The sequence below is a fragment of the Pseudomonas sp. R37(2017) genome (genome assembly GCF_002113375.1).
Classification (GTDB): Bacteria; Pseudomonadota; Gammaproteobacteria; order Pseudomonadales; family Pseudomonadaceae; genus Aquipseudomonas.
In genome coordinates this window covers 91,126-115,074 of sequence record NZ_NEHO01000018.1, presented here as the reverse complement: position 1 = coordinate 115,074, position 23,949 = coordinate 91,126, and the positions used below count along the sequence as shown (strand labels likewise).

The following is a 23,949-nucleotide window of genomic DNA, read 5'->3' as shown; positions in this document are numbered from 1 at the left end:
AACCACTTGCGCTTCAGATCTCTCGTCAGCGGGAGGCGAATTCTACAGCGTTACTCGCTGCTGTCAACACCTCTTTTTCAACTCCCTGGCGGCTTCGATGAACTGAAGCAACCTGCTGTCAAAACTGCGTAACTCGTTGTTTATCAAGGAGTTTTCCGTTTCGACTGCGCCGGAAGTGGGGCGAATTATAGACATCTGAAATTCGCCGTCAACCCCTTATTTCAGCTTTACTCGGATTTGAGCGTAATACGCGCAAACGCCTTCTTCCCCGCCTGGCAAACATGGGTCGCGCCCAGCGCATATATAAAGGTGCGATCGACAACCTCGCCATCTATGCGCACACCACCAGAACCAAGGAGATCACGAGCCACCGCCGAGTTCTTGACCAACCCAGCCTTATTAAGGACAGCAGCGATCGGCATATCTTCGGCAGCAGTCAATTCGATTTCCGGCAGATCATCTGGCAGTTCGCCATCCTTCATACGGTTACCGGCAGCACGGTGAGCATTGGCAGCAGCCTCCTCACCATGAAAGCGCGCAACGATCTCCTCAGCCAGCTTGATCTTGATATCACGCGGATTGGCACCCACCTCGACATCAGCGCGGAACGCATTGATCTCATCCATGGAGCGGAAGCTGAGCAACTCGAAGTAACGCCACATCAACACATCCGGAATAGACACCAGCTTGCTGTACATCACACCTGGTGCCTCCTGGATACCAACGTAGTTACCCAAGGACTTGGACATCTTCTTGACGCCATCCAGACCTTCAAGCAGCGGCATGGTCAAAATGCACTGAGCCTCCTGACCATAACCACGCTGCAACTCACGCCCCATCAACAAGTTGAACTTCTGATCGGTGCCGCCCAGTTCGACATCTGCGCGCAGGGCTACAGAGTCGTACCCCTGAACCAGCGGATACAGGAACTCATGAATGGCGATTGGCTGATTGGTCGTGTAACGCTTGTCGAAGTCATCGCGCTCGAGCATGCGAGCCACGGTGTACTGCGAAGTCAGGCGAATAAAGTCGGCGGGCCCCATCTGATCCATCCAGGTGGAGTTGAAGGCCACTTCGGTCTTTGCCGGATCCAGAATCTTGAAGACCTGAGCCTTGTAGGTCTCGGCGTTCTCGAGAACTTGCTCGCGAGTGAGCGGTGGACGCGTGGCGCTCTTGCCACTCGGGTCACCGATCATCCCGGTGAAGTCACCAATCAGGAAGATCACCTGATGCCCCAGCTCCTGGAACTGGCGCAGCTTATTAATAAGCACGGTATGCCCCAAGTGCAGATCCGGAGCCGTTGGATCGAAGCCAGCCTTAATACGTAGCGGCTGGCCACGCTTGAGCTTTTCAATCAGCTCGGACTCGACCAACAGTTCTTCCGCACCACGTTTGATCAGCGCTAGCTGCTCTTCAACCGACTTCATAACCAACCTGCAAGGCTCAGATTCAAAGGGACCCAACCATACAAGATCGCACGTCAAATACAAGGCTTGCCCGGCGCACGGACGCCAATCCGCAGACAGAGCACCTACGGACTTGCTTCAGAGATGATTTGGTTATATTTTATACAGTTATTTCATCTTCATCATGTCATTCATCTTTTCCAATTCATCATTTTCAAAGTCAAAGCCACTTATGACCACAGAATCGTCTAAAGCGCCGCCGCTTTACCCGAAAACCCACCTGCTTGCCGCAAGTGGCATCGCCGCCCTACTCAGCCTGGCGCTCCTGGTATTCCCTTCCAGCGATGTCGAAGCCAAAAAGACGACTCTTAGCCTTGAACTGGAAAGTCCTGCTGAACAACTGACACAAGATCAAGACGCTGCTGACGTCGTTCAAGCCACAAATGAACCCGCAACATCTCCCTTCGCACAGATCGACAACAGCGCCGAGGATACTCAGCAAACCGTTCAAGCCGAACCGGCGCCGGTCGTCGAAGAAAAGAAGTCGGCAAGCCACAGGGAAGTGATCGTTGGCAAAGGCGACACCCTCTCTACGCTGTTCGAGAAGGTCGGCCTCCCTGCCACCTCAGTGCATGAAATACTGGCCAGCGACAAGCAGGCCAAGCAGTTCAGCCAGCTCAAACATGGGCAAAAACTCGAATTCGAACTGAGCCCGGACGGTCAGCTGACCAACTTGCACAGCAAGCTCAATGACCTCGAAAGCATCAGCCTGAGCAAGAACGACAAGGGCTACACATTCAATCGCATTACTGCGAAACCGACCGTGCGCTCCGCTTACGTTCACGGAGTGATCAACAGCTCGCTGTCGCAGTCCGCGGCCCGGGCAGGCCTGTCTCACAGCCTGACCATGGACATGGCCAGCGTGTTTGGCTACGACGTCGACTTCGCCCAGGATATTCGTCAGGGTGACGAGTTCGACGTGATCTACGAGCAAAAGGTGGTCAACGGCAAGGCCGTCGGCAACGGCCCGATCCTGTCGGCGCGCTTCACCAACCGCGGCAAGACCTACACCGCCGTTCGCTACACCAACAAACAAGGCAACAGCAGCTACTACACCGCTGATGGCAACAGCATGCGCAAGGCGTTCATCCGCACACCGGTGGACTTCGCCCGCATCAGCTCGAAATTCTCCATGGGCCGCAAACACCCGATCCTGAACAAGATCCGCGCCCACAAAGGCGTCGACTACGCTGCGCCACGCGGTACGCCGATCAAGGCGGCCGGTGATGGCAAGGTGTTGCTGGCCGGCCGCCGTGGCGGCTATGGCAACACTGTGGTCCTCCAGCACGGCAATACCTACACTACGCTCTACGGCCACATGCAAGGCTTCGCCAAAGGCGTGAAGACTGGTGGCACGGTGAAACAGGGCCAGGTTATCGGCTACATCGGCACCACCGGCCTCTCCACTGGCCCGCACCTGCACTATGAGTTCCAGGTCAATGGCGTACACGTCGACCCACTGGGCCAGAAACTGCCAATGGCCGATCCGATTGCCAAGTCCGAACGTGCACGCTTCCTCGCCCAAAGCCAGCCACTGATGGCGCGCATGGAACAGGAAAAAGCCACTCTGCTGGCTTCGAGCAAACGTTAAGCATGGCGCTCTATATAGGTGTGATGTCCGGAACCAGCCTTGATGGCCTGGACATCGCGCTGATCGAGCAAGCCAAGGCGATCAGGCTGATCGCCTCCCACTACATCCCCATGCCCGACTCCCTGCGCGCAGAGCTGCTCAGCTTGTGCGCCAGCGGCCCGGACGAGATCGCCCGCTCCGCCATCGCCCAACAGAACTGGGTGAAACTGGCAGCCCAAGGAATCCGCACCCTTCTCGTTCAACAGCAACTGAAGCCTGACGATATTCGTGCGATTGGCAGCCATGGCCAGACCATCCGCCACGAACCGGCACGCGGCTTTACCGTGCAGATCGGCAATCCGGCCTTGCTGACAGAGCTGACCGGCATCACCGTGGTCAGCGACTTCCGCAGCCGCGACGTGGCTGCCGGCGGACAAGGTGCACCGCTGGTTCCGGCCTTTCACGAAGCCTTGTTTGAAGAACGGGCCGGAAATCGCGCAGTGCTGAACGTTGGCGGCTTTAGCAACCTCAGCCTGATCGAGCCCGGCAAGCCTGTCGCCGGCTTTGACAGCGGCCCCGGTAATGTCCTGCTCGACGCCTGGATTCATCAGCAGCGTGGCGACAACTATGACCGCGACGGCCAATGGGCTGCCAGCGGCAAGGTTCAACCGGCGCTATTGAATGAACTGCTCAACGACCCTTTCTTTGTAACCAAAGGCCCGAAGAGTACCGGACGGGAAGTGTTCAACCTGCCATGGCTGACACAGCACCTGGCACATCTGCCAGCCTTCGCCGCCGAAGATGTTCAGGCGACGCTGCTTGAGCTGACCGCGCTGACCATCATCGAATCATTGCAAAGCGCCCAGACAGACACACAGGAACTACTGGTCTGCGGCGGCGGCGCCCACAACAGCGCATTGATGAGTCGCCTGGCCAGCCTGTTGCCAAACGCAAGTGTCAGCAGCACCGCCACGTACGGTGTAGACCCCGACTGGGTCGAAGCCATGGCATTCGCGTGGCTGGCTCATTGCTGCCTCGAAGGCATCGCAGCCAACCGCCCCAGCGTTACCGGTGCCCGTGGCCTGCGCGTACTCGGCGCCATTTACCCCGCATAAACCCCGCAGACAGCAAAACGCCGCAAGACCCTGAGGCCATGCGGCGTTTTGTGAAACTGGCGCGCCGATCAGATCGAGAACGAAGAACCGCAACCACAGGTGGTGGTCGCATTCGGGTTCTTGATGACGAAACGCGAACCTTCCAGACCTTCCTGGTAATCCACCTCGGCACCGGCCAGGTACTGGAAGCTCATCGGGTCGACCACCAGACTCACACCTTCGCGTTCGACGATGGTGTCATCATCGGCCACTTCTTCATCGAAGGTGAAGCCGTACTGAAAACCTGAACAACCGCCGCCCGTAACGAATACGCGCAGCTTCAAGCGATCATTCCCCTCTTCATCGACCAGGCTCTTCACCTTGTGCGCGGCACCGTGGGTGAATTGCAAAGCCGTGGGGGTGAAGGATTCGACGCTCATGCTGACTATCTCCCGGCGTTACGCCGTCATATTGCGTGATGACGCGCATTATCCGCTTCTCCTAGAAAAGCGGTCAACTATTCTAGGAGCAGCGGCAAGCTTCAAGCTGTGAGCTTCAAGCTGTGAGCTTCAAGCTTGCCGCTTACAACTTGAAGCTTGTAGCTGCTCTCAAGGCAACATGCCCGCGTGAGACAGACCCAGACGCTCATCCAGCCCGAACAGGATATTCATGTTCTGCACAGCCTGACCCGACGCCCCCTTGACCAGGTTGTCGATCACCGACAGCACCACCACCAGATCACCATCCTGAGGACGGTGCACGGCAATACGGCAGACGTTGGCACCACGTACGCTACGCGTCTCCGGATGGCTGCCGGCTGGCATGACGTCAACGAACGGTTCGTTGGCATAACGCTTTTCAAACAGCGCCTGCAGATCCACCGAGCGATCAACGACGGTTGCGTAGAGCGTGGAGTGAATGCCGCGAATCATCGGCGTCAGGTGCGGAACGAAGGTCAGGCCGACGTCCTTGCCCGCTGCACGACGCAGACCCTGGCGGATTTCCGGTAAATGACGATGCCCTTTGACCGCATAGGCCTTCATGCTTTCCGACGTCTCGGAGTACAGCGAACCTACGGAAGCACCACGACCGGCACCGCTGACACCGGATTTGCAGTCAGCGATCAGATGCGCAGCATCGGCCAGGCCAGCTTCGAGCAATGGCAGGAAGCCCAATTGCGTCGCAGTCGGGTAGCAGCCCGGCACGGCAATCAGGCGCGCTTTCCTGATCTGCTCGCGATTGACTTCCGGCAAGCCGTAGACCGCCTCGTCCAGCAGTTCCGGCGCGCCGTGCGGCTGGCCGTACCACTTGGCCCACTCATTCGCGTCTTGCAGACGGAAATCGGCCGACAGATCGATAACCTTGGTCCCGGCCGCCAGCAATTCGCCCGCCAACGCATGGGCAACGCCGTGCGGCGTGGCGAAGAACACCACATCGCAAGCGCCCAGCGTCTTGATGTCCGGAACACTGAATGCCAGGCCGTCGTAATGGCCTCGCAGGTTCGGATACATGTCGGCCACGGCCAGGCCGGCCTCGGATCGGGAAGTGATGACTACCACTTCAGCTTGCGGATGCTGCGCCAACAGACGCAGCAGTTCGACACCGGTGTAACCCGTGCCGCCGACGATACCGACCTTGACCATAAACCTGCCCTCAACGAACCCACTGGAAAGCCGTCGATAATAGGGCCCGCGCGCCCCTGCGACAACCGGCAAGGTGACGTGCGGAGCGTCAAGCCTCTACTATTCCGGCTACCGTGAATTGGGGAATAACTGAAAATGCTCTATCTGTGGCTCAAAGCGCTCCATATCGTCAGCGTCGTGTGCTGGTTTGCCGGCCTGTTCTACCTGCCACGACTGTTCGTTTATCACGCACAAAGTGAAGACACCATCAGCAAGGAACGCTTCAGCGTCATGGAGCGCAAGCTGTATCGGGGCATCATGGGGCCGGCGATGATCGCCACGCTGATCTTTGGCGGCTGGTTGATCAGCCTCAACCCGAGTGCGTATTTCACTCAGGGTGGCTGGATGCACGCCAAGCTGACACTGGTGGCGATTCTGATCGGCTACCACCATATGTGCGGCGCACAGGTAAAACGTTTTGCCCGTGGCGAAAACACCCGCAGCCATGTCTTTTTTCGCTGGTTCAATGAAGTGCCGGTTCTGATATTGCTGGCAATCGTAATTCTGGTCGTCGTTCGGCCGTTCTGAATCCAACAGGCACAACTCACCGGGGTACTTCCAATGTCGCTGCCCGCTCTGCTCGAACAACGTTTGCGTCTGCCCGTAGTGGCAGCACCGATGTTCCTGATTTCCAATCCGCAATTGGTACTCGCCTGTTGTCGTCAGGGCGTGGTTGGCAGCTTTCCGGCACTGAATCAGCGCGAAAGTAGCGGTTTCAAGGCCTGGCTGGAAGAAATCGAAGCCGGGCTGGCGACAATGGAAAACCCCGCGCCTCATGCCGTGAATCTGATCGTGCACAACAGCAATCCACGGTTGCAGGCGGATCTGGATATCTGCGTCGAACACAAAGTGCCGATCGTGATCACCAGCCTTGGCGCGGTGAAAGAACTGGTCGACGCAGTGCACAGCTACGGCGGCCTGGTGTTCCATGATGTGACAACTCGTCGTCATGCCGAGAAAGCGGCCGAAGCCGGCGTCGATGGTTTGATTGCCGTGGCTGCCGGGGCCGGAGGACACGCCGGGACCTGGAGCCCGTTTTCGCTGATTGCCGAAATTCGCCAGTTCTTCGACAAGACCTTGTTGCTGGCGGGCTGCCTGAACCATGGCCACGAAATTCTGGCGGCTCAATTGCTCGGCGCAGACCTGGCCTACTTTGGCACTCGATTTATCGGTACAACCGAAAGTCACGCGCCCGACGCTTATAAAGAAATGCTGCTCACTTCCAAAGCGGCAGACATCATCCATACTCCAGTTGTGTCAGGCGTCCCCGCGAGCTTCATGCGCCAGAGCCTGGAGGCCGCCGGTTTCGATATGGCCGCCTTGCAAGGCAAGGGCGAGATCGACTTCGGCTCCAGGCTCAAACCTGTGAGCGATGAGGCCAAAGCCTGGAAAACCGTTTGGTCTGCAGGTCAGGGCGTGGGTGAAATCGAGGACTTGCCGAGTGTCGAGCAGTTGATTGCCCGTCTCGACGCTGAGTACCGCCAGGCCCTGGAACAGTCTGTTCTGTTGGCCAAACGCTGGCCGCGCTGACAGCGAACCTTGGCCAGTCTTGCCAGGCTGGCCTTACACTCGCCCGGTCACAACATTCTTCTTTCAACCTCTCGCGACAAGGATGCTTCGCACATGGGCGAAAATCATTTCAAGATCGTATTCGAAGGCGCCTTGCTGCCAGGCGTCGACATCACCACGGCAAAACTCAATCTCGCCGAGCTGTTCAAAAGTGATGTCTCGGCCATCGAGCGCTTGTTCACCGGGCGTCCGGTAGCGCTCAAACGCAACCTGTCGCAAGCCGATGCCCAGACCTACCTCCATGCGTTGAGCAAGACCGGTATCGATGCCCGCATCGAAGCCGAAACGCCGATCGAGCTTAACCTCGCCGATGTGCATGACCACACTCCGGCCAGCGGCCAGGCGCCGCTGGGGGATCCGCAGTCCCCTTACGCCCCGCCTCGTGCCCCCGTCGGCGAAGCCGTGGCGGAATTTGCCACGCTCAAGCCATTCAGTTTCGATGGCCGTATCGGCCGCTTGCGTTATCTCGCCTGGACATTGGTGCTGACACTTGTGCTCATGGCTGTTTGCGGAGTGTTTGCCTTGGTCGTCCTGGCCCTAATCGGCGCGGATTCTACCGCCGGGCTGATATTGGGTGGCTTGCTGGCATTGACGCTGTTTGTCGGGTTTGCCTTTGTCAGCATCCAGATCACCGTTCAGCGATTGCACGATATCGGCTGGTCCGGCTGGCTGTGGCTGTTGAACCTGGTACCGTTTGTTGGCAGTTTCTTTCCGTTTGTGATCATGGTCGTGCCGGGCAACGAACTGGCCAATCGCTACGGCCCGCCGCCTCCGCCGAACAGTACCGCGGTCAAAGTATTGTCCTCGCTCTGGCTGGTCGTTATCGCCCTGATCCTGGTCGGTGCGCTGGCCGGTGGCCTCTCGGCGATACAGCAAGAATACGAAAGCGCCGCGCAGAGCAGCTACGAAAGCAGTTCGGTCATCACCGATGAAATCGATGTCGAGGTCGAGCCGACGCCAAATTCCGCCGGCGATGCAGCCGAAGAGGCCCAGCCCCCTGTAGACTCTGCGAAAGAATGAACAGCGCTCCCGGCCCGTGACACCTGCGTCGCGGCGCGGAGCTGTTGCGATGGAGAACTGCATGACCCGTTACGCTCTGATCACTGGTGCCTCCAGCGGCATCGGCCTGGCAATGGCCGAAGCGCTGGCCCGGCGCGGCCGCAGCCTGATTCTGGTGGCCCGACAGCGTGATCAGCTGGAAAGTATTGCGATTGAACTGACCCAAAGGTTCGGCGTGGAAGTGTTGTTCCGCGCCTGCGACCTGGGCGAGCCGCTGCGCCTGTCCGGATTCCTGCTGGAACTGGAAGAAGGCGACCGGCAGATCGATCTGCTGGTCAACTGCGCCGGTATTGGCACATGTGGCCCGTTTCTGGCCCAGGACTGGATGACCGAGCAAGACCTGATCGAAGTGAACATCCTCGCCCTCACCCGACTGTGCCACGCCATCGGCAACAGCATGGCCCTGCAAGGCGGCGGGCAGATTCTGAATGTGGCCTCGGTGGCGGCGTTTCAACCGGGCCCGTGGATGAGCACCTATTACGCCAGCAAAGCCTACGTGCTGCACTTTTCCGAAGGATTGCGCGTCGAGTTGAAGAAGTGCGCGGTCAAGGTTTCCGTGCTCTGCCCCGGGCCGACCCGCACGGCGTTTTTCCGCACCGCTCAACTCAACAGCGAAAAGCTGACCAACAGCAAACTGCTGATGAGCCCCGAGGAAGTGGCGCTCTACACCGTGCGCGCACTGGAAAAGAATAAAGCGATCATTATTCCCGGACGGCGCAACCGCTGGCTCGCCTTCCTGCCAAGGCTCGGCTCGCGCTGGCTGACACGCACCATCGCCGGCATGATCAACAAGGCCTACTGCCCGCGCTGATCCAACACAAGGTAAAAGGCTGGGCGCTGACATACGCCATGAGTACACTCAGCCCTGCCCAAACAACGGAGAAAAAAGCTGTGGATACTCTGTTCACCAAGATCATCAACCGGGAAATCCCGGCGAAGATCATTTACGAGGACGACCAGGTACTGGCCTTCCACGACATTGCCCCACAGGCACCGGTGCATTTTCTGGTGATCCCGAAGAAGCCGGTTCGCACCTTGAACGACCTGACCGAAGACGACAAGGCATTGGCCGGGCACATACTGTTCACCGCCCAGCGCCTGGCCCTGGAGCTGGGCTGCGAAAAAGGCTTCCGTGTCGTCATGAACTGCAATGAAGAAGGCGGGCAAACCGTCTACCACATTCATATGCACGTACTGGGTCAGCGCCAGATGCACTGGCCGCCGGGCTGATTGCTGCCGCCCCCTGTGGAAGCGGGCTTGCCCACTCCCACAGGGGCATCACAACGCTGTCACAACCTCTGCATCACAATGACCCAGCGCACACCTTCCCTGGCCGATTGGGTTAAACTGGCCACCGAAATTCCCCGGAGGTCAGCATGACTACCCAACGTCACTACTCGCCAATTGACCGCCTTCTGCTGCAAGCCGATGCCGCGATGCGCACCCTGCTGCCCTTCAGTGGCCAGCCGTACCGTCCTTCGCCCGCCATCGTGCAGCCGGATGCGAAAATGAGCGACGAAGACACGCGCCACGTTGCCGGCCTGATGCGCATCAACCACACCGGCGAAGTCTGCGCCCAGGCGCTGTACCAGGGGCAGGCGCTGACCGCCAAGCTGCCGCAGGTACGTGCCGCGATGGAACATGCCGCCGAAGAAGAAATCGACCACCTGGTCTGGTGCGAACAACGCATCCGTCAGTTGGGCAGCCACACCAGCATTCTCAACCCACTGTTTTATGGCATGTCGTTCGGGATTGGCGCAGTGGCCGGCCTGATCAGCGACAAAGTCAGCCTGGGATTCGTTGCGGCAACAGAAGACCAGGTGTGCAAACACCTGAACGAACACCTGGAACAATTGCCGGCCGAGGACGAGAAATCCCGGGCGATTCTCGAGCAGATGCGCATTGATGAAGAACAGCATGCCGAAAGTGCGCTGGACGCTGGCGGATTCCGCTTTCCGGCACCGGTGAAGTTCGGGATGAGCCTGATGGCCAAGGTGATGACCAAGAGTACTTATCGGATCTGACTCCGCTTGTTGCAGGAGCGGACCCCAGAACAAAAAAGGCGACTGCCGTGAGGTAGTCGCCTTTTTTATGTTCGAAAACCTTACGCCATGTTGCGTGCGTAGAAAATTTCGAGCATTTCGTGTTTCACCCGCTCGGTCACCTGGGCACGCTGCTCAGAGGACAGGTTGCTGGTGGCGTCGCCGAACAGGTAGTTATCCAGTTCGAAGTTCTTCAGCAGCATTTTGGTGTGGAACAGGTTTTCCTGATACACGTTCACGTCGGTCATCTGGTACGCGTCGTAAGTATCATCGGAGAGGTAATTCTGGATCGAATTGATCTCGTGATCGATGAAGTGCTTTTTGCCTTCAACGTCACGGGTGAAGCCGCGCACACGGTAATCCACGGTCACGATGTCCGAATCGAACTGGTGAATCAGGAAGTTGAGCGCTTTAAGCGGTGAAATGACCCCACAAGTCGACACGTCGATATCCACACGGAACGTTGCAATACCGCTGACCGGATGGATTTCCGGATAGGTGTGCACCGTAATGTGGCTCTTGTCGAGGTGGGCCAGAATGATTTCGGGCAGCGGTCCCGGGGACTCTTCGATCTGACTGTCGGTCGGGGTGACCGGCTCTTCCGAGATCAGGATCGTGACGCTGGCGCCCTGCGGCTCATAGTCCTGACTGGCGATGTTCAGGATATTGGCACCAATGATATCGACAACTTCCGTGAGGATCTGCGTCAGGCGCTTCGCGTTGTACTCTTTATTGATGTACTCGACGTAAGCCTGCTGGTCTTGCGGGGTTTCCGCGTAGCAGATGTCATAGATGTTGAAGCTCAAGGTCTTTGTCAGGTTATTGAACCCGTGGAGCTTGAGTTTGCTTTTCACCGTTGAAAACTCTCTATGTGTTTGCGGCCCGGCCGCGTGATCAAGCATGCCCGTCAGATGCGAACAACGCACCTGCGTAGGACGGTTAACACCTCTTCGCGATGGCGATTTTGGTTGTCTGTTCGGGTGCGAGGCCTGTCGGCTGACGGGCCACTACCCTGAAAAAAGTGGCGCATTATGCAGACGTCAGCTTGGGTTCGCCAGAGTCTGCACTGCTTTTATGATAGTTGAATGTCGATTCAACCGAGTTCGATGATCTCGTAGTCGTGGGTAATTGCCACGCCTGCCGCGCCGAGCATGATCGAGGCCGAGCAGTATTTCTCGGCAGACAGTTCGATGGCGCGCTTGACCTGGGCCTCTTTCAGCCCGCGCCCCTTGACGACGAAGTGCATGTGGATCCTGGTGAAAACCTTTGGATCTTCGGTTGCACGCTCGGCTTCAAGGAAAGCCTCGCAGCTCTCGACCGCCTGGCGGGACTTCTTGAGGATGCTGACTACATCGAAATTGCTGCAACCACCAACACCCAGCAGCAACATTTCCATCGGTCGGACACCCAGGTTGCGTCCACCGGCATCGGGCGGGCCGTCCATGACCACGACATGACCGCTACCGGATTCGCCGAGGAACATGGCTTCGCCAGCCCATTGGATGCGTGCCTTCATCGCCAAGACTCCACTGTCTAAAAAAGGGTCGCCAGCTTAGCACAGGCCCCGTGATTGGCAGTGCCCGGTGTCCTAGGACACATCCCACCACGTTGTAGGTAAATGCTCGAATATTTCAGGAAGTGTCTGGTAAGCTGACGCCAATTCAATGGCGCATGGCCAGCTTCACTCCAGCGTTCGCTATTTATAAAAACCAAACATACCGTGCAGTCTTTTCGGGATACAACCATGGTTGCTATTGCCCCCACCCCCAAGATCAAGAGCCTCGACAAGCTGTTGATGCATTGTCAGCGTCGCCGCTATCAGGCCAAGAGCAACATCATTTGTGCCGGCGACCGCTCGGAAACGCTGTTCTTCATCATCAAAGGCTCAGTCACCATCCTGATCGAAGATGACGATGGCCGGGAAATGATCATTTCCTACCTGAACGCCGGGGACTTTTTCGGTGAGTTGGGCCTGTTTGAACAAGCCGGCCTGGAGCAGGAGCGAAGTGCCTGGGTGCGGGCCAAGGTTGAGTGCGAAGTCGCGGAAATCAGCTACGCAAAATTCCGCGAGTTATCCCAGCTTGATCCGGACATTCTTTACGTCCTCGGCGGACAAATCGCACAACGCCTGCGTAATACCACGCGCAAGGTCGGTGACCTTGCATTCTTTGACGTGACCGGCCGAGTCGCCCGCTGCCTGTTGGAGCTGTGCAAACAGCCGGACGCCATGACTCACCCCGACGGCATGCAAATCAAGGTAACCCGCCAGGAAATCGGGCGGATAGTCGGTTGTTCCCGGGAGATGGTCGGTCGCGTGCTCAAGGATCTGGAAGAACGCAATCTGGTGGACGTCAAAGGCAAGACCATGGTGGTCTTCGGTACGCGATAAGCTCGAAAACCTAGCCACTGAACATTTGTGCAAGCATCAACCGGTAGAGTTCGTCGAGACGCGCCAGCGCTTCGGGCGCAGCGAACTTCTCGTGCAGCGCAATGTGGCTTTCGGCGCGTACCCGCTGCTCCAGTCCGCAGGCCTCGTTGAAACGATTGACCGCAGCGACCATCGACTCTCGCTCGTTATCCACCAGCATCGCCCCATGTACCAGCCCCACCGGACGCTGCCCACCCTGACTCTGACGCCAGCGCTGGGCGGTACCGACCATCTTGCGTCCATCGAGATTGACGTTGAAGCGACCGTCACAGAAAGCACCTTCGATTTCACCCAGTGACGAAGTACCGCCCAGCTCATCCAGCAACTGGCAAATCGGATCGCACAGACGACGGTAACCAGATTCGATGCGATTCAGATCACCCTCGGTGCGCGGCGGCGCATAAACCAGCGCGATGTTGATCGTGGTGGCCGATTGCGGTACCGGTTCACCGCCGGTATCGCGCAACAATACGGGCCAGCCCGCTGCCGCCGAGACCTCACATGCCGCTTCGAAGCCGGGCAATCGATTCAAGCGACGCGGCATCACCAATGCCTGATCACTCGGTTGCCAGAACAGCAGACCGGACTCCCCATTACCAGCACAGACCGACGCCAGCAAATCCTGTTCGGCTTGCAGGCCAGCTTCGATGGTCATGGGGATTGGCAGCGACATGGACGACTCCGGCAGACATGAGGTCTTCAGGGAATGGAGGGCCTCATCGCGGGCAAGCCCGCTCCCGCAGGGAGTCGGGTTGCCTGCAATGGCGGGGGTTAGTCGAGGGTTGAACCACTGACCGGCACGCCACGCTCCGGGAAGAACAGGCGCTGCAACTCGGTACCCGGGTTTTCGGCACGCATGAACGCCTCACCGACCAGGAATGCATAGACTTCGCTGATTTCCATCAATTCGACATCGGCACGGTTGAGGATGCCGCTTTCGGTGATGACCAGACGATCGCGGGGAATACGCGGCAACAGGTCGAGGGTGGTTTCGAGGCTGACGTCAAAGGTGTGCAGGTTGCGGTTGTTGATGCCGACCAGCGGGGTATCGAGGGTTTTCAAGGCCCGCTCCAGCTCAGCGCCGTCGTGGACTTCCACCAGCACATCGAGGTTGACGCTTTTGGCAACCGCTGCGAGTTCAGCCATTTTCACGTCATCCAGGGCGGAAACGATCAACAGCACGCAGTCGGCTCCCAGGGCTCGGGCTTCGACAATCTGGTACGGATCGATCATGAAATCCTTGCGGATCACCGGCAGCTTGCACGCCGCGCGGGCCTGCTGCAGGTAGGCGTCGGCACCCTGGAAGTAATCGATGTCGGTGAGCACCGACAGGCAGGTCGCACCGCCCTTCTCGTAGCTTTTGGCGATGTCGGCGGGAACGAAGTTCTCACGGATCACTCCCTTGCTCGGCGAGGCTTTCTTGATTTCGGCAATGACAGCCGGCTGCTTCAGCTTGGCCTGAGCCAGCAATGCCTTGGCAAAACCACGGGGTGCATCGGCCGCCTTGGCCAGACTTTCCAGCTCGGCGAGGCTGACGCGAGCACTGCGCTCGGCCACTTCTTCGACTTTGCGCGCCAGAATCTTTTCCAGAACCGTCGGTACACTCATCCCTCATTCTCCACTTTGAATACCGCGGTAAACGCACCCAGTTCCTCAAGCTTCTCCCGAGCGAGACCGGTGTGCAGCGCATCGTGCGCAAGGGCAACGCCCTCCTTCAAACTGCTGGCATGGTCGGCGGCGTACAGTGCGGCACCGGCATTGAGCATGATCATTTCGGCCGCTTTCTGACCGTTCTCCGTCTTGCGCTTGCCCAGGGCATCGCGAATCAACTCCAGGGACGCCGCCGGGCTTTCCACCGCCAGGCCATGCAGGCTCTGGCTCTTCATGCCCAGGTCTTCTGGCTCGACCCAATACTCGGTGACCTGACCGTCTTTCAGCTCAGCGACAAAAGTCGGCGCGGCCAGGCTGAATTCGTCCAGGCCATCCTTCGAGTGCACCACCAACACATGCTTGCTGCCCAGTCGCTGCAAGACTTCCGCCAGCGGCCGGCACAAGGCCTGGGTGAATACGCCAACGACCTGATGCTTCACACCGGCCGGATTCGTAAGCGGGCCAAGCATGTTGAACAAGGTCCGCAAGCCCAGATCACGACGCGGGCTGGCGGCGTATTTCATCGCAGAGTGATGAGTCTGGGCAAACATGAAACCAATACCAACGTTGTCAATGCAGCGCGCCACTTGCACCGGCGTCAGGTTCAGGTAGATACCGGCCGCCTCCAGCAGGTCGGCGCTGCCGCTCTTGCCCGACACCGCACGGTTGCCATGTTTGGCTACCGTACAACCGGCCGCCGAAACCACGAAAGCGGAAGCGGTGGACACGTTGAAGATATTCGCACCGTCGCCGCCGGTACCCACCACATCGACCACACCGTCGAGGGTCTTGAGTTCGACCTTGTCCGCCAGTTCGCGCATCACCGACACCGCGCCGACGATCTCGTCGATGCTTTCGCTCTTCATGCGCATGGCCATCATGAACGCGCCAATCTGCGCATCCGTGCATTGCCCGGTCATGATTTCGCGCATCACATCGCGCATTTCATCGGTGCTGAGGTCGAGGTGATCGACGATACGGCTCAGGGCTGTCTTGATGTTCATGATTAGTCCTTAGCGCGTGCCGCCGGTTTGTTTGAGGAAGTTGGCGAACAGTTCGTGGCCCTGCTCGGTGAGGATCGATTCAGGGTGGAACTGCACGCCTTCGATGTTAAGGGTCTTGTGACGCAGGCCCATGATCTCGTCGACCGAACCGTCTTCGAGCTGGGTCCAGGCCGTCAGCTCCAGGCAGTCGGGCAGGGTTTCGCGCTTGACGATCAATGAATGATAGCGGGTCACCGTCAGCGGACGATTCAGGCCTGCGAAGACACCCTTGTCCTCATGAAATACCGGGCTAGTCTTACCGTGCATCACTTGGCGGGCGCGCACCACATCACCGCCAAAAGCCTGGCCGATTGACTGGTGGCCGAGGCAGACGCCAAGAATCGGCAGTTTGCCGGCGAAATGCTTGATCGCTTCGATCGAGATGCCGGCTTCGGTCGGAGTGCAAGGACCGGGGGACACAACGATGCGCTCAGGGTTGAGGGCTTCGATTTCAGCGATGGTCAATTCATCGTTGCGCACGACTTTGACCTCGGAGCCGAGCTCGCCCAGGTACTGCACAACGTTGTAGGTAAAGGAGTCGTAGTTATCGATCATCAGCAACATAGCGTTTGGAGCCTCTTGAATTCACTGACTTTAAAGATGGCCTTCGAATGATTGACCCGCAGAGCGCTGCGCTTTGTCAGGTGCCGGACCAGCGCCAGCAAAGCGGCATTTCAAACAGGTAAAGAAGGCGAAGCGGTACAGGTCCGGCGAGGCCGGCAAAAGAATTCAGGCGCGCCAACGCCAGCGGGCGTGTGCCTTGATGACTTGATCCAGGAGTTTACTGATGATCAACACGGGGAAGGTCTCGTTCGTACGTCCGGGCACAGTAACTTAGCTGGGCAGAGCGTGCAATATCGCCGGGGGTGCAGCCCGAGAAACTCTTGAAGGCTTCGCGACAGATGGCAAAAGGCCGAAAGTTTTTGGTACTGTCGTTTCGTTCACTACAACAATAAATAAACGGACTTGCTCATGATCAAACAGTCGTTGTTTGTACCGCTCGTAGGTTGCTTGCTCGCGATGGCATGCGCCCAGGCGAACGCCGCGCCAAATCCTTATACAAACTTCGTGGTCTTCGGGGACAGCCTCAACGACGCCGGGACCTTTGCCGACACCGGCGGGCCTGCCGGGTCGACGCAGCGCTTTACCAACCGGACGGGGCCGGTATACCTGGATGGCAGCGGCGAAGTCCGATCGCTCAACTCCACGCAGATACTGGGTGGAAAACTGGGGTTCTCGGCGGACCAGACCGCGTCGTCCGCTTCGGCGGTGCGCGCCAACAACGGTCAGCCCGATGGCAACAACTGGGCCGTCGGCGGTTACCGCACCGATCAGATTCTGGATTCGATCACCAGCACCTCCGCCACCGGCGAACGCACCCGGGCCGGCTATCTTCCGTCCAATAACTTCCGCGCCGACCCGAACGCTCTGTATTACCTGTCGGGGGGCGGTAACGACTTCCTGCAAGGTCGCGTCACCAGCCTGCCCCAGGCCAGCGCCGCCGCCGATCGACTGGCCGACAGCGTGCAGGCCCTGCAAACCGCCGGCGCCAAATACGTCATGGTCTGGCTGCTGCCCGATATCGGCTTTACCCCGGCGTTCAACGGCACCCCACTGCAGGCGTTCACGTCCCAGCTCAGCGCCCAGTTCAACACGGAACTGGTGAGCCGATTGCAGAACATCAATGCCGAAGTCATCCCGCTCAACATTCCGGTATTGCTCAAAGAGACGTTTGCCAACCCGGCACAGTTTGGCTTGGCCACCGACCAGAACCTCATCACTACCTGCTTCAGCGGCAACGGTTGTACTGAGAATGCCCGCTACGGCATCAACAGCGCCACGCCGGACCCGACCAAGTTGATCTTCAACGACTCGGTGCACCCCACCGAAACAGGGCAGCGCCTGATTGCCGATTACGCGTATTCCCTGCTGGCGGCGCCGTGGGAGCTTACCTTGCTGCCGGAAATGGCCCAGGGAACCGTGCGTGCGCATCAGGATGAATTGCGCAATCAGTGGCTGGCCGATTGGGAAAACTGGCAAGGCGTTGGTCAATGGCGAGCCATCGTTTCCGGCGGCGGACAGCATCAGGACTTTGACAGTCAGGACAGCGCGGTCAGTGCCGACGGCAACGGCGCCAACCTGAACATCGGTGGCAGCTACCGTATCGATGATGCCTGGCGCGTTGGCCTGGCGGCCGGTTTCTATAACCAGAAGCTCGAAGCTGGCAGCAACGACTCCGACTACAAGCTCAACACTTACCTGGGCACGGCATTCGCCCAATACCAACAAAACCGTGTCTGGGCTGACATGGCTTTGACAGCGGGGCATCTGGACTACGACAGCCTCAAGCGCAAGTTCCAGTTGGGCGCCAACGAACGCAGCGAAAAAGGCGATACCAGTGGCTATGTCGAAGCCTTCAGCGCTCGCCTGGGTTACGACATTGCGCAACAAGCCAGCAGCCCCTGGCACGTGTCGCCGTTTATCAGCGCTGATTTCTCCAAGGCGAAAGTCGATGGCTACTCGGAGCAAGGCAACGATTCCACGGCGCTGACCTTTGCCGATCAGGAGGTCATTTCCCGGCGCCTGGGGGCTGGCCTGCAGGGCAAATACCAGATCACCCCGCAAACCCAGGTATTCGGCGAAGCGGCAATCGAGCGTGAGTACAACGACGATACCCAGGATGTGGGCATCAACCTCAACAGCTTGCCGAACAACCAGTTCACGCTGGAAGGCTATACCCCGCAAAGCCACCTGCAACGGGTTAACCTGGGCGTTAGCCACAACCTCACCCGCGACCTGGCATTGCGCGCCAGCTACAACATCCGCAGGGACGACGACTTTACCCAGCAGGGCGTCAACGTAGGTGTTGCGCTGGACTTCTGATGAGCAAGTAACAAAAAACGCGGCGCCCTCACAGGCGCCGCGTTTTTTATGCTGAAGAGGTCATTGTGGGAGCGAGCAAGCCCTCATCGCGAGCTTGCTCGCTCCTACAGGATTTGTAATCAGCTCTGCGGGGTCTGTTCGGCCAGGGCAACGGCACGGAACATCGCACGGCGCTTGTTCAGGGTTTCTTCCCACTCCAGTGCCGGTACCGAGTCGGCGACAATGCCGCCACCGGCCTGCACGTGCAGCTCACCGTTCTTGATCACCGCCGTGCGGATTGCGATAGCGGTGTCCATGTTGCCGTTCCAGGCGAAGTAACCGACCGCACCGCCGTAGACGCCACGCTTGACCGGCTCCAGTTCGTCGATGATTTCCATCGCGCGAATCTTCGGTGCGCCGGACAAGGTGCCCGCCGGCAGAATCGCTCGCAGTGCATCCATTGCCGTCAGTCCGGCTTTCAGTTGCCCGGTGACGTTGGACACGATGTGCATCACGTTGGAGTAACGCTCGATCACCATTTTCTCGGTGAGCTTCACCGAACCGACTTCCGATACCCGCCCGGTGTCGTTGCGCCCGAGATCGATCAGCATCAAGTGCTCGGCGATTTCCTTGTCGTCCGACAGCAGGTCCTTTTCCAGCGCCAGATCAGCCTCTTCGTTTGCGCCCCGAGGACGGGTACCCGCAATCGGGCGCACGGTGATCAGGTTGTCTTCGACCCGCACCAGCACTTCCGGCGAGCTGCCGACGACATGGAAATCACCGAAGTTGAAGAAGTACATGTAAGGCGTCGGGTTGAAACAGCGCAGCGCCCGGTACAGATCGATTGGCGCAGCCTTGAAATCGATCGACATGCGCTGGGACGGCACGACCTGCATGCAGTCACCGGCCAGGATGTATTCCTTGATGGTGTCGACGGCTTTTTCGTAATCGTCCTGGGTGAAGCTGGAGCGAAACACCGGGTCAGCCGCTTGTTGCTTGCTGAAGTCCAGGCCACGACGCGGGGTGATCGGCTGGCGCAGTTTTTCCAGCAGTTCCTCCAGGCGGGCACGACCTTGCTCGAAAGCATCTTCTTGAGCCGGGTCGGCCAGTACGATGGCGTGCATCTTGCCGGCAAGGTTGTCGAACACCACGACGGCGTCGGAGACCATCAGCAAAATGTCCGGCACGCCCAGCGGATCAGGGTTCGGGCATTTGCCCAGACGCTTTTCCACATAACGCACGCAGTCATAACCGAAATAACCCACCAGGCCACCGTTGAAACGCGGCAGGCCGGCAATGGTCGGTACGTTGTAGCGAGCCTTGAAGGCTTCGACAAAGGCCAGCGGATCTTCCACGTCGTGGCTTTCGGTCTCGACACCATCGACGGTCACGCTGACGTGGTGGTCGTGAACTCGCAGTACGGTACGGCACGGCAAGCCGATGATCGAGTAACGGCCCCACTTCTCGCCGCCCTGTACGGACTCCAGCAAGTAGGAATTGGGCTCATCGGCCAGCTTCAGGTAGATCGACAACGGTGTGTCGAAGTCAGCCAGGGTTTCACAGGCAAGTGGAATGCGGTTGTAGCCGGCAGCGGCCAAACGCAGGAATTCTTCGCGGATCATGAGGTGCCTCGTGGCTTGAGGGTCGAACAGTCAGGTATGCAAACGCGCCGGATAACCGGCCAGGATCAAGTCAGGCGCGCCAACGCCAGCGGGCCAGGGCCTTGATGACTTTCATCCAGAGTTTGCGAGTGACCACCACAATGGCGTTTCCAGAAGGGGGTTTGACAGCGTCGGCCAACGTTATCTCAGCGGCCGGATCCAGGCAACCGGGAATTAGTTTGCGCAAGTCGTCGATCACCAGCGCCGGCGTCTCCTCGGCAATCGGCCGACCGTGGTTATAGCCGTAGCTCAGGGCCACGCACTTGACCCCCGCCGCTTTCGCCGCCAGCACATCGCTGCGCGAATCGCCAACGAACAACGACTGCGAAGCCGGAATGTTGGCCATCTTCATCACGAAAAACAGTGCCGCCGGATCGGGTTTTTTCTGTGGCAGGGTGTCGCCGCCGATAATCCAGCGGAAATAGCGGCCGATCTTCATCTGATCCAGCAGCGGTGCAACGAACCGCTCCGGCTTGTTGGTGATCAGTGCCATCTCGACGCCCTGCTTCTTCAACCATCTGAGGGTGTCGCGCACGCCGGGGTAAACCACGGTCAACTCATGGCTTTCGCCATAAGCCTGCATGAAATACTCCAACGCCCGCTCGGCCTCCGCGTCATCGACCGCCGAATGATCGATAGCGCCGGCCAGAGCGCGGCGCACCAACACCGGCGCGCCATTGCCGACCCATTCGCGCACGGCTTCCAGACCGGCGGGTTGGCGACCGAGTTTGAGCAGCATCTTGTCCACAGCCACTGCCAGGTCCGGGACCGAATCGATCAATGTGCCGTCCAGATCGAACATCACCAGCCGCGGCAGTTGCCCCGCGAAGAGCTGCTCAAAGCCACTCATGGGCGAGCCAGCGCCAGTTCGGAGCGCATCCTGTCGATGACTTCCTGATAGTTCGGCGCATTGAAGATGGCCGAGCCCGCGACGAAGGTGTCAGCGCCGGCCGCAGCGATTTCGCGAATGTTGTTCACGTTCACGCCGCCGTCGATTTCCAGACGAATGTCGCGGCCCGAAGCATCGATCAGCGCCCGCGCCTCACGCAGTTTGTCGAGGGTGCCGGGGATGAACTTCTGTCCGCCGAAGCCCGGGTTGACGCTCATCAACAGGATCATGTCGACCTTGTCCATCACGTACTTGAGCACGTCCAGCGGGGTCGCCGGGTTGAACACCAGGCCCGACTTGCAGCCGCCCTCGCGGATCAGTTGCAGGGAGCGATCGATATGCTGCGTAGCTTCCGGGTGGAAGGTGATGTAGGTCGCGCCGGCTTCGATGAAGTCACCGACGATGCGGTCCACCGGGCTGACCATCAGGTGCGCGTCGATCGGCGCGGTCACGCCGTACTTGCGCAGTGCCGCGCAGACCATCGGGCCGATGGTCAGGTTCGGTACGTAATGGTTGTCCATGACATCGAAGTGCACGAAGTCGGCGCCGGCGGCCAGGACGTTGTCCACTTCTTCACCCAGGCGGGCGAAGTCGGCGGAAAGAATCGACGGAGCAATTACGAAGGGCTGCATGACGCACCTTTTTTGAGCGGAATCACGATGGCGCGCATTGTATACCTCATGCTTTGACGCGCGCACCGTGAGCGCGATGATCAGTAGGCAGCGCGGTAGATCTTCTCGATATCGATCGCGCTCAATTTGCGTGGATTGTTGCGCATCAAGCGCTCAATCCCCGCGGCTTCCACAGCCATTGTGGGGATGGCGTCTTCGGGAACCCCGAAACTGCGCAAACCCTGAGGGATTTCCACGGCCGCACACAACTCGGTCATGGCCAGCACCGCCTTGTCGGCCGCCTCATTGGCACTCAGCTGAGCGGTCTTGACCCCCATGGCTTCGGCAATATCCTGCATGCGCTCGATGCAGGCCATCTTGTTCCAGATCATGACATGGGGCAGTAGCAGGGCATTGCCGACACCGTGGGCAATGTTGAAACGCCCGCCCAGCGGATACGCCAGCGCATGCACTGCGCCGACCCCGGCATTGCCGAACGCCATGCCGGCCATCAGGCTGGCGGTAGCCATGTCTTCCCGGGCTTGCAGGTTAGACGGGTTGGCGTAGGCCTTGGGCAGTGCCTTGGCGATCAGTTTGATGGCGCCGATGGCCAGGGCATCGGTAATAGGCGAAGCGTTGACCGACAGATAGGACTCGATGGCATGCACCAGTGCATCGATGCCGCTGGCCGCCGTGACGCTGCGCGGACAGGTCAGGGTCATTTGCGGACTGACCAGCGCCACGTCCGGCAACAGGTAATCGCTGACGATGCCTTTCTTCAGTTGCGCGACCTTGTCGGAAAGGATGGCGACGTTGGTCACCTCCGAACCGGTGCCGGCCGTGGTCGGAATGGCAATCAGCGGCGGGCCTTTGCGCGGGACCTGATCGATACCGAACAAATCCTCCAGCGCGCCGTGGTAGCCGGCGTAGGCCGCCACGCTTTTGGCGATGTCGATGGCACTGCCGCCACCCAGACCGATCAAGCCATCGTGTCCGCCCTCTCGGTAGACCCGCATGCAGTCTTCGACGATGGCAATTTCCGGATCGGGCAGTACCCGATCGAAGACCTCCCAGGTCCGATCCCCCAACTGCGCCAGTGCCAGTTCTACCGTGCCGGACCTGACCAGGGCGGCGTCGGTGACGATCAGTGGGTTATCGATGTCCAGACGCGTCAGTTCAGTAGACAGTTGCTCGATGGCACCTGCGCCGGTGATCAGTTTGTGAGCGATTTTGAAAGAGGAAAGACTCATGTGCGCAGCCTCTTATAGTTCGGGGAGCTGGGCACAAGAGTAGCTGGGGATTTCGAGTTGGCTTCTATTCAGGCCATGAATGACCGAGCACCTCGATAACGCCAAAAAACCCTGTAGGAGCGAGCCTGCTCGCGATGGTCGTTAACGATAACGCTGGAAGCCTGATACCCAGCGTCGTTTTCAAGTCCATCGCGAGCAGGCCGCAAGCGGGCACCCGCTCCTACAGGGAATGTTGTTTGCCGTTAAACCTGCGCAGTACGCAGTTTCTCGCTACGCCCACGCAGCCATTCCAGGGTCAGCAGCAGGATCACCGAGAAGGCAATCAGCAGCGTCGCGGCGGCGGCGATGGTCGGGCTGAGGTTTTCACGGATGCCGCTGAACATCTGCCGTGGCAGGGTTGCTTGTTCGGGACCTGCGAGGAACAGCGTCACCACCACCTCATCGAACGAGGTCGCGAAGGCAAACAATGCCCCCGAGATCACGCCCGGGGCGATCAGTGGCAAGGTCACCCGGCGGAACGTGGTCAGCGGCGAAGCGCCCAGGCTCGCAGCGGCCCGCACCAGATTGTGGTTGAACCCCTGCAAGGTCGCCGACACCGTGATGATCACGAACGGCACACCCAGCACGGCGTGCACGACGATGAGCGAGGTATAGCTGTTGCCGAACCCCAGTGGTGCGAAGGTCAGGTAACTGGCCACACCGATGATCACCACTGGCACTACCATCGGCGAAATCACCAGCGCCATCACCAGCGACTTGCCGGGAAAGTCGCCGCGAGTCAGGCCAATGGCCGCCAACGTACCGAAGACCATCGCCAGCACCGTGGCCGCAGGGGCGACGATGATGCTGTTCTTCAGTGCACGCATCCATTCCGCCGAAGCGAAGAAATCGTGATACCACTGCAGCGAGAAGCCCTGCAGCGGGTACACCAGGAAGCTGCCGGAGTTGAACGACAGCGGGATGATCACCAATACCGGCAGGATCAGGAACAACAGAATCAAGCCGCAGAGAATCCGCAAGCTGTAGAACCACACCCGTTCGATGGGCGACATGTAAGGACTCAGCATTTCGTT

24 protein-coding genes are annotated in these 23,949 nt (G+C 59.0%); 10 read left to right on the top strand and 14 right to left on the bottom strand.

Annotated features, from left to right (window positions below):
• Positions 1-227 precede the first annotated feature (227 nt).
• Positions 228-1,427 (bottom strand): tyrosine--tRNA ligase, encoded by a 1,200-nt coding sequence (gene tyrS, locus CAG47_RS23435; protein ID WP_085727881.1) that lies wholly within the window; start codon positions 1,425-1,427, stop codon positions 228-230.
• 211 nt (positions 1,428-1,638) lie between these two features.
• Here tyrS and CAG47_RS23430 point away from each other — a divergent pair, with 211 nt between their 5' ends.
• The gene (locus CAG47_RS23430) at positions 1,639-3,057 is read left to right on the top strand and encodes a peptidoglycan DD-metalloendopeptidase family protein (RefSeq protein ID WP_085727879.1); all 1,419 of its coding nucleotides are present in this window, start codon (positions 1,639-1,641) and stop codon (positions 3,055-3,057) included.
• Positions 3,058-3,059: 2 nt separating this feature from the next.
• The gene (locus tag CAG47_RS23425; protein ID WP_085727877.1) at positions 3,060-4,151 is read left to right on the top strand and encodes an anhydro-N-acetylmuramic acid kinase; all 1,092 of its coding nucleotides are present in this window, start codon (positions 3,060-3,062) and stop codon (positions 4,149-4,151) included.
• A gap of 68 nt (positions 4,152-4,219) precedes the next feature.
• Here the strand turns inward: CAG47_RS23425 and erpA are convergent, their stop codons facing one another.
• Both erpA and argC read right to left on the bottom strand, forming a co-directional pair.
• Entirely contained in the window at positions 4,220-4,570 is a 351-nt protein-coding gene (gene erpA / locus CAG47_RS23420; RefSeq protein ID WP_007906865.1) for an iron-sulfur cluster insertion protein ErpA, read from the bottom strand.
• Between the two features lie 168 nt (positions 4,571-4,738).
• Positions 4,739-5,773: an N-acetyl-gamma-glutamyl-phosphate reductase gene (argC, locus tag CAG47_RS23415; RefSeq protein ID WP_085727875.1), complete on the bottom strand. Its 1,035-nt coding sequence runs from the start codon at positions 5,771-5,773 to the stop codon at positions 4,739-4,741.
• 135 nt (positions 5,774-5,908) lie between these two features.
• On the opposite strand from argC, the gene hemJ reads away from it, so the two are divergent.
• The 6 genes from hemJ (at position 5,909) to coq7 (ending at position 10,464) form a co-directional block, all read left to right on the top strand.
• Positions 5,909-6,340, top strand: coding sequence for a protoporphyrinogen oxidase HemJ (gene hemJ / locus CAG47_RS23410; RefSeq protein ID WP_085727873.1), 432 nt, complete (start codon positions 5,909-5,911; stop codon positions 6,338-6,340).
• Between the two features lie 33 nt (positions 6,341-6,373).
• Positions 6,374-7,342, top strand: coding sequence for a nitronate monooxygenase family protein (locus tag CAG47_RS23405; protein WP_085727871.1), 969 nt, complete (start codon positions 6,374-6,376; stop codon positions 7,340-7,342).
• 93 nt (positions 7,343-7,435) lie between these two features.
• Complete coding sequence (locus CAG47_RS23400) at positions 7,436-8,401, top strand: DUF805 domain-containing protein (RefSeq protein ID WP_085727869.1); 966 nt, start codon at positions 7,436-7,438, stop codon at positions 8,399-8,401.
• A 61-nt stretch (positions 8,402-8,462) separates the two neighbouring features.
• Entirely contained in the window at positions 8,463-9,251 is a 789-nt protein-coding gene (locus tag CAG47_RS23395; RefSeq protein ID WP_085727867.1) for an SDR family oxidoreductase, read from the top strand.
• Between the two features lie 80 nt (positions 9,252-9,331).
• Entirely contained in the window at positions 9,332-9,670 is a 339-nt protein-coding gene (locus CAG47_RS23390) for a histidine triad nucleotide-binding protein (RefSeq protein ID WP_008027110.1), read from the top strand.
• Positions 9,671-9,816: 146 nt separating this feature from the next.
• Entirely contained in the window at positions 9,817-10,464 is a 648-nt protein-coding gene (coq7, locus tag CAG47_RS23385) for a 2-polyprenyl-3-methyl-6-methoxy-1,4-benzoquinone monooxygenase (RefSeq protein WP_085727865.1), read from the top strand.
• Positions 10,465-10,544: 80 nt separating this feature from the next.
• On the opposite strand, the gene speD is transcribed toward coq7, so the two are convergent.
• Together speD and CAG47_RS23375 are read right to left on the bottom strand one after the other, a co-directional pair.
• The gene (gene speD / locus CAG47_RS23380) at positions 10,545-11,336 is read right to left on the bottom strand and encodes an adenosylmethionine decarboxylase (protein WP_007986012.1); all 792 of its coding nucleotides are present in this window, start codon (positions 11,334-11,336) and stop codon (positions 10,545-10,547) included.
• A gap of 239 nt (positions 11,337-11,575) precedes the next feature.
• Positions 11,576-11,998, bottom strand: a complete 423-nt coding sequence (locus tag CAG47_RS23375) for an OsmC family protein (protein ID WP_007994936.1) — start codon at positions 11,996-11,998, stop codon at positions 11,576-11,578.
• A 228-nt stretch (positions 11,999-12,226) separates the two neighbouring features.
• Between CAG47_RS23375 and crp the strand changes: the two genes are divergently transcribed.
• A complete protein-coding gene (crp, locus tag CAG47_RS23370; protein WP_085727863.1) occupies positions 12,227-12,871 on the top strand; it encodes a cAMP-activated global transcriptional regulator CRP in 645 nt (214 codons plus the stop codon).
• A 10-nt stretch (positions 12,872-12,881) separates the two neighbouring features.
• On the opposite strand, the gene CAG47_RS23365 is transcribed toward crp, so the two are convergent.
• The 4 genes from CAG47_RS23365 to CAG47_RS23350 all read right to left on the bottom strand — a co-directional run bounded on the left by CAG47_RS23365 (position 12,882) and on the right by CAG47_RS23350 (position 16,167).
• Complete coding sequence (locus CAG47_RS23365; protein WP_085727861.1) at positions 12,882-13,583, bottom strand: lipoate--protein ligase family protein; 702 nt, start codon at positions 13,581-13,583, stop codon at positions 12,882-12,884.
• A 98-nt stretch (positions 13,584-13,681) separates the two neighbouring features.
• A complete protein-coding gene (gene trpC, locus CAG47_RS23360) occupies positions 13,682-14,518 on the bottom strand; it encodes an indole-3-glycerol phosphate synthase TrpC (protein ID WP_085727859.1) in 837 nt (278 codons plus the stop codon).
• Positions 14,515-15,564, bottom strand: a complete 1,050-nt coding sequence (trpD, locus tag CAG47_RS23355) for an anthranilate phosphoribosyltransferase (RefSeq protein WP_085727857.1) — start codon at positions 15,562-15,564, stop codon at positions 14,515-14,517. The genes trpC and trpD overlap by 4 nt, the downstream gene beginning before the upstream one ends.
• Positions 15,565-15,573: 9 nt before the next feature.
• On the bottom strand, positions 15,574-16,167 hold the full coding sequence (locus CAG47_RS23350) for an aminodeoxychorismate/anthranilate synthase component II (protein ID WP_085727855.1): 594 nt from the start codon (positions 16,165-16,167) through the stop codon (positions 15,574-15,576).
• A 408-nt stretch (positions 16,168-16,575) separates the two neighbouring features.
• Between CAG47_RS23350 and estP the strand changes: the two genes are divergently transcribed.
• A complete protein-coding gene (estP, locus tag CAG47_RS23345; protein ID WP_085727853.1) occupies positions 16,576-18,486 on the top strand; it encodes an esterase EstP in 1,911 nt (636 codons plus the stop codon).
• A gap of 119 nt (positions 18,487-18,605) precedes the next feature.
• On the opposite strand, the gene trpE is transcribed toward estP, so the two are convergent.
• The 5 genes from trpE to CAG47_RS23320 form a co-directional block, all read right to left on the bottom strand.
• A complete protein-coding gene (trpE, locus tag CAG47_RS23340) occupies positions 18,606-20,087 on the bottom strand; it encodes an anthranilate synthase component I (protein WP_085727851.1) in 1,482 nt (493 codons plus the stop codon).
• Between the two features lie 70 nt (positions 20,088-20,157).
• Entirely contained in the window at positions 20,158-20,976 is an 819-nt protein-coding gene (locus CAG47_RS23335) for a phosphoglycolate phosphatase (RefSeq protein ID WP_085727849.1), read from the bottom strand.
• On the bottom strand, positions 20,973-21,647 hold the full coding sequence (gene rpe, locus CAG47_RS23330; protein WP_085727847.1) for a ribulose-phosphate 3-epimerase: 675 nt from the start codon (positions 21,645-21,647) through the stop codon (positions 20,973-20,975). The genes CAG47_RS23335 and rpe overlap by 4 nt, the downstream gene beginning before the upstream one ends.
• A gap of 80 nt (positions 21,648-21,727) precedes the next feature.
• A complete protein-coding gene (locus CAG47_RS23325; RefSeq protein WP_085727845.1) occupies positions 21,728-22,876 on the bottom strand; it encodes an iron-containing alcohol dehydrogenase in 1,149 nt (382 codons plus the stop codon).
• A gap of 242 nt (positions 22,877-23,118) precedes the next feature.
• On the bottom strand, positions 23,119-23,943 hold the full coding sequence (locus CAG47_RS23320; protein ID WP_085727843.1) for an ABC transporter permease: 825 nt from the start codon (positions 23,941-23,943) through the stop codon (positions 23,119-23,121).
• Positions 23,944-23,949: the final 6 nt, after the last annotated feature.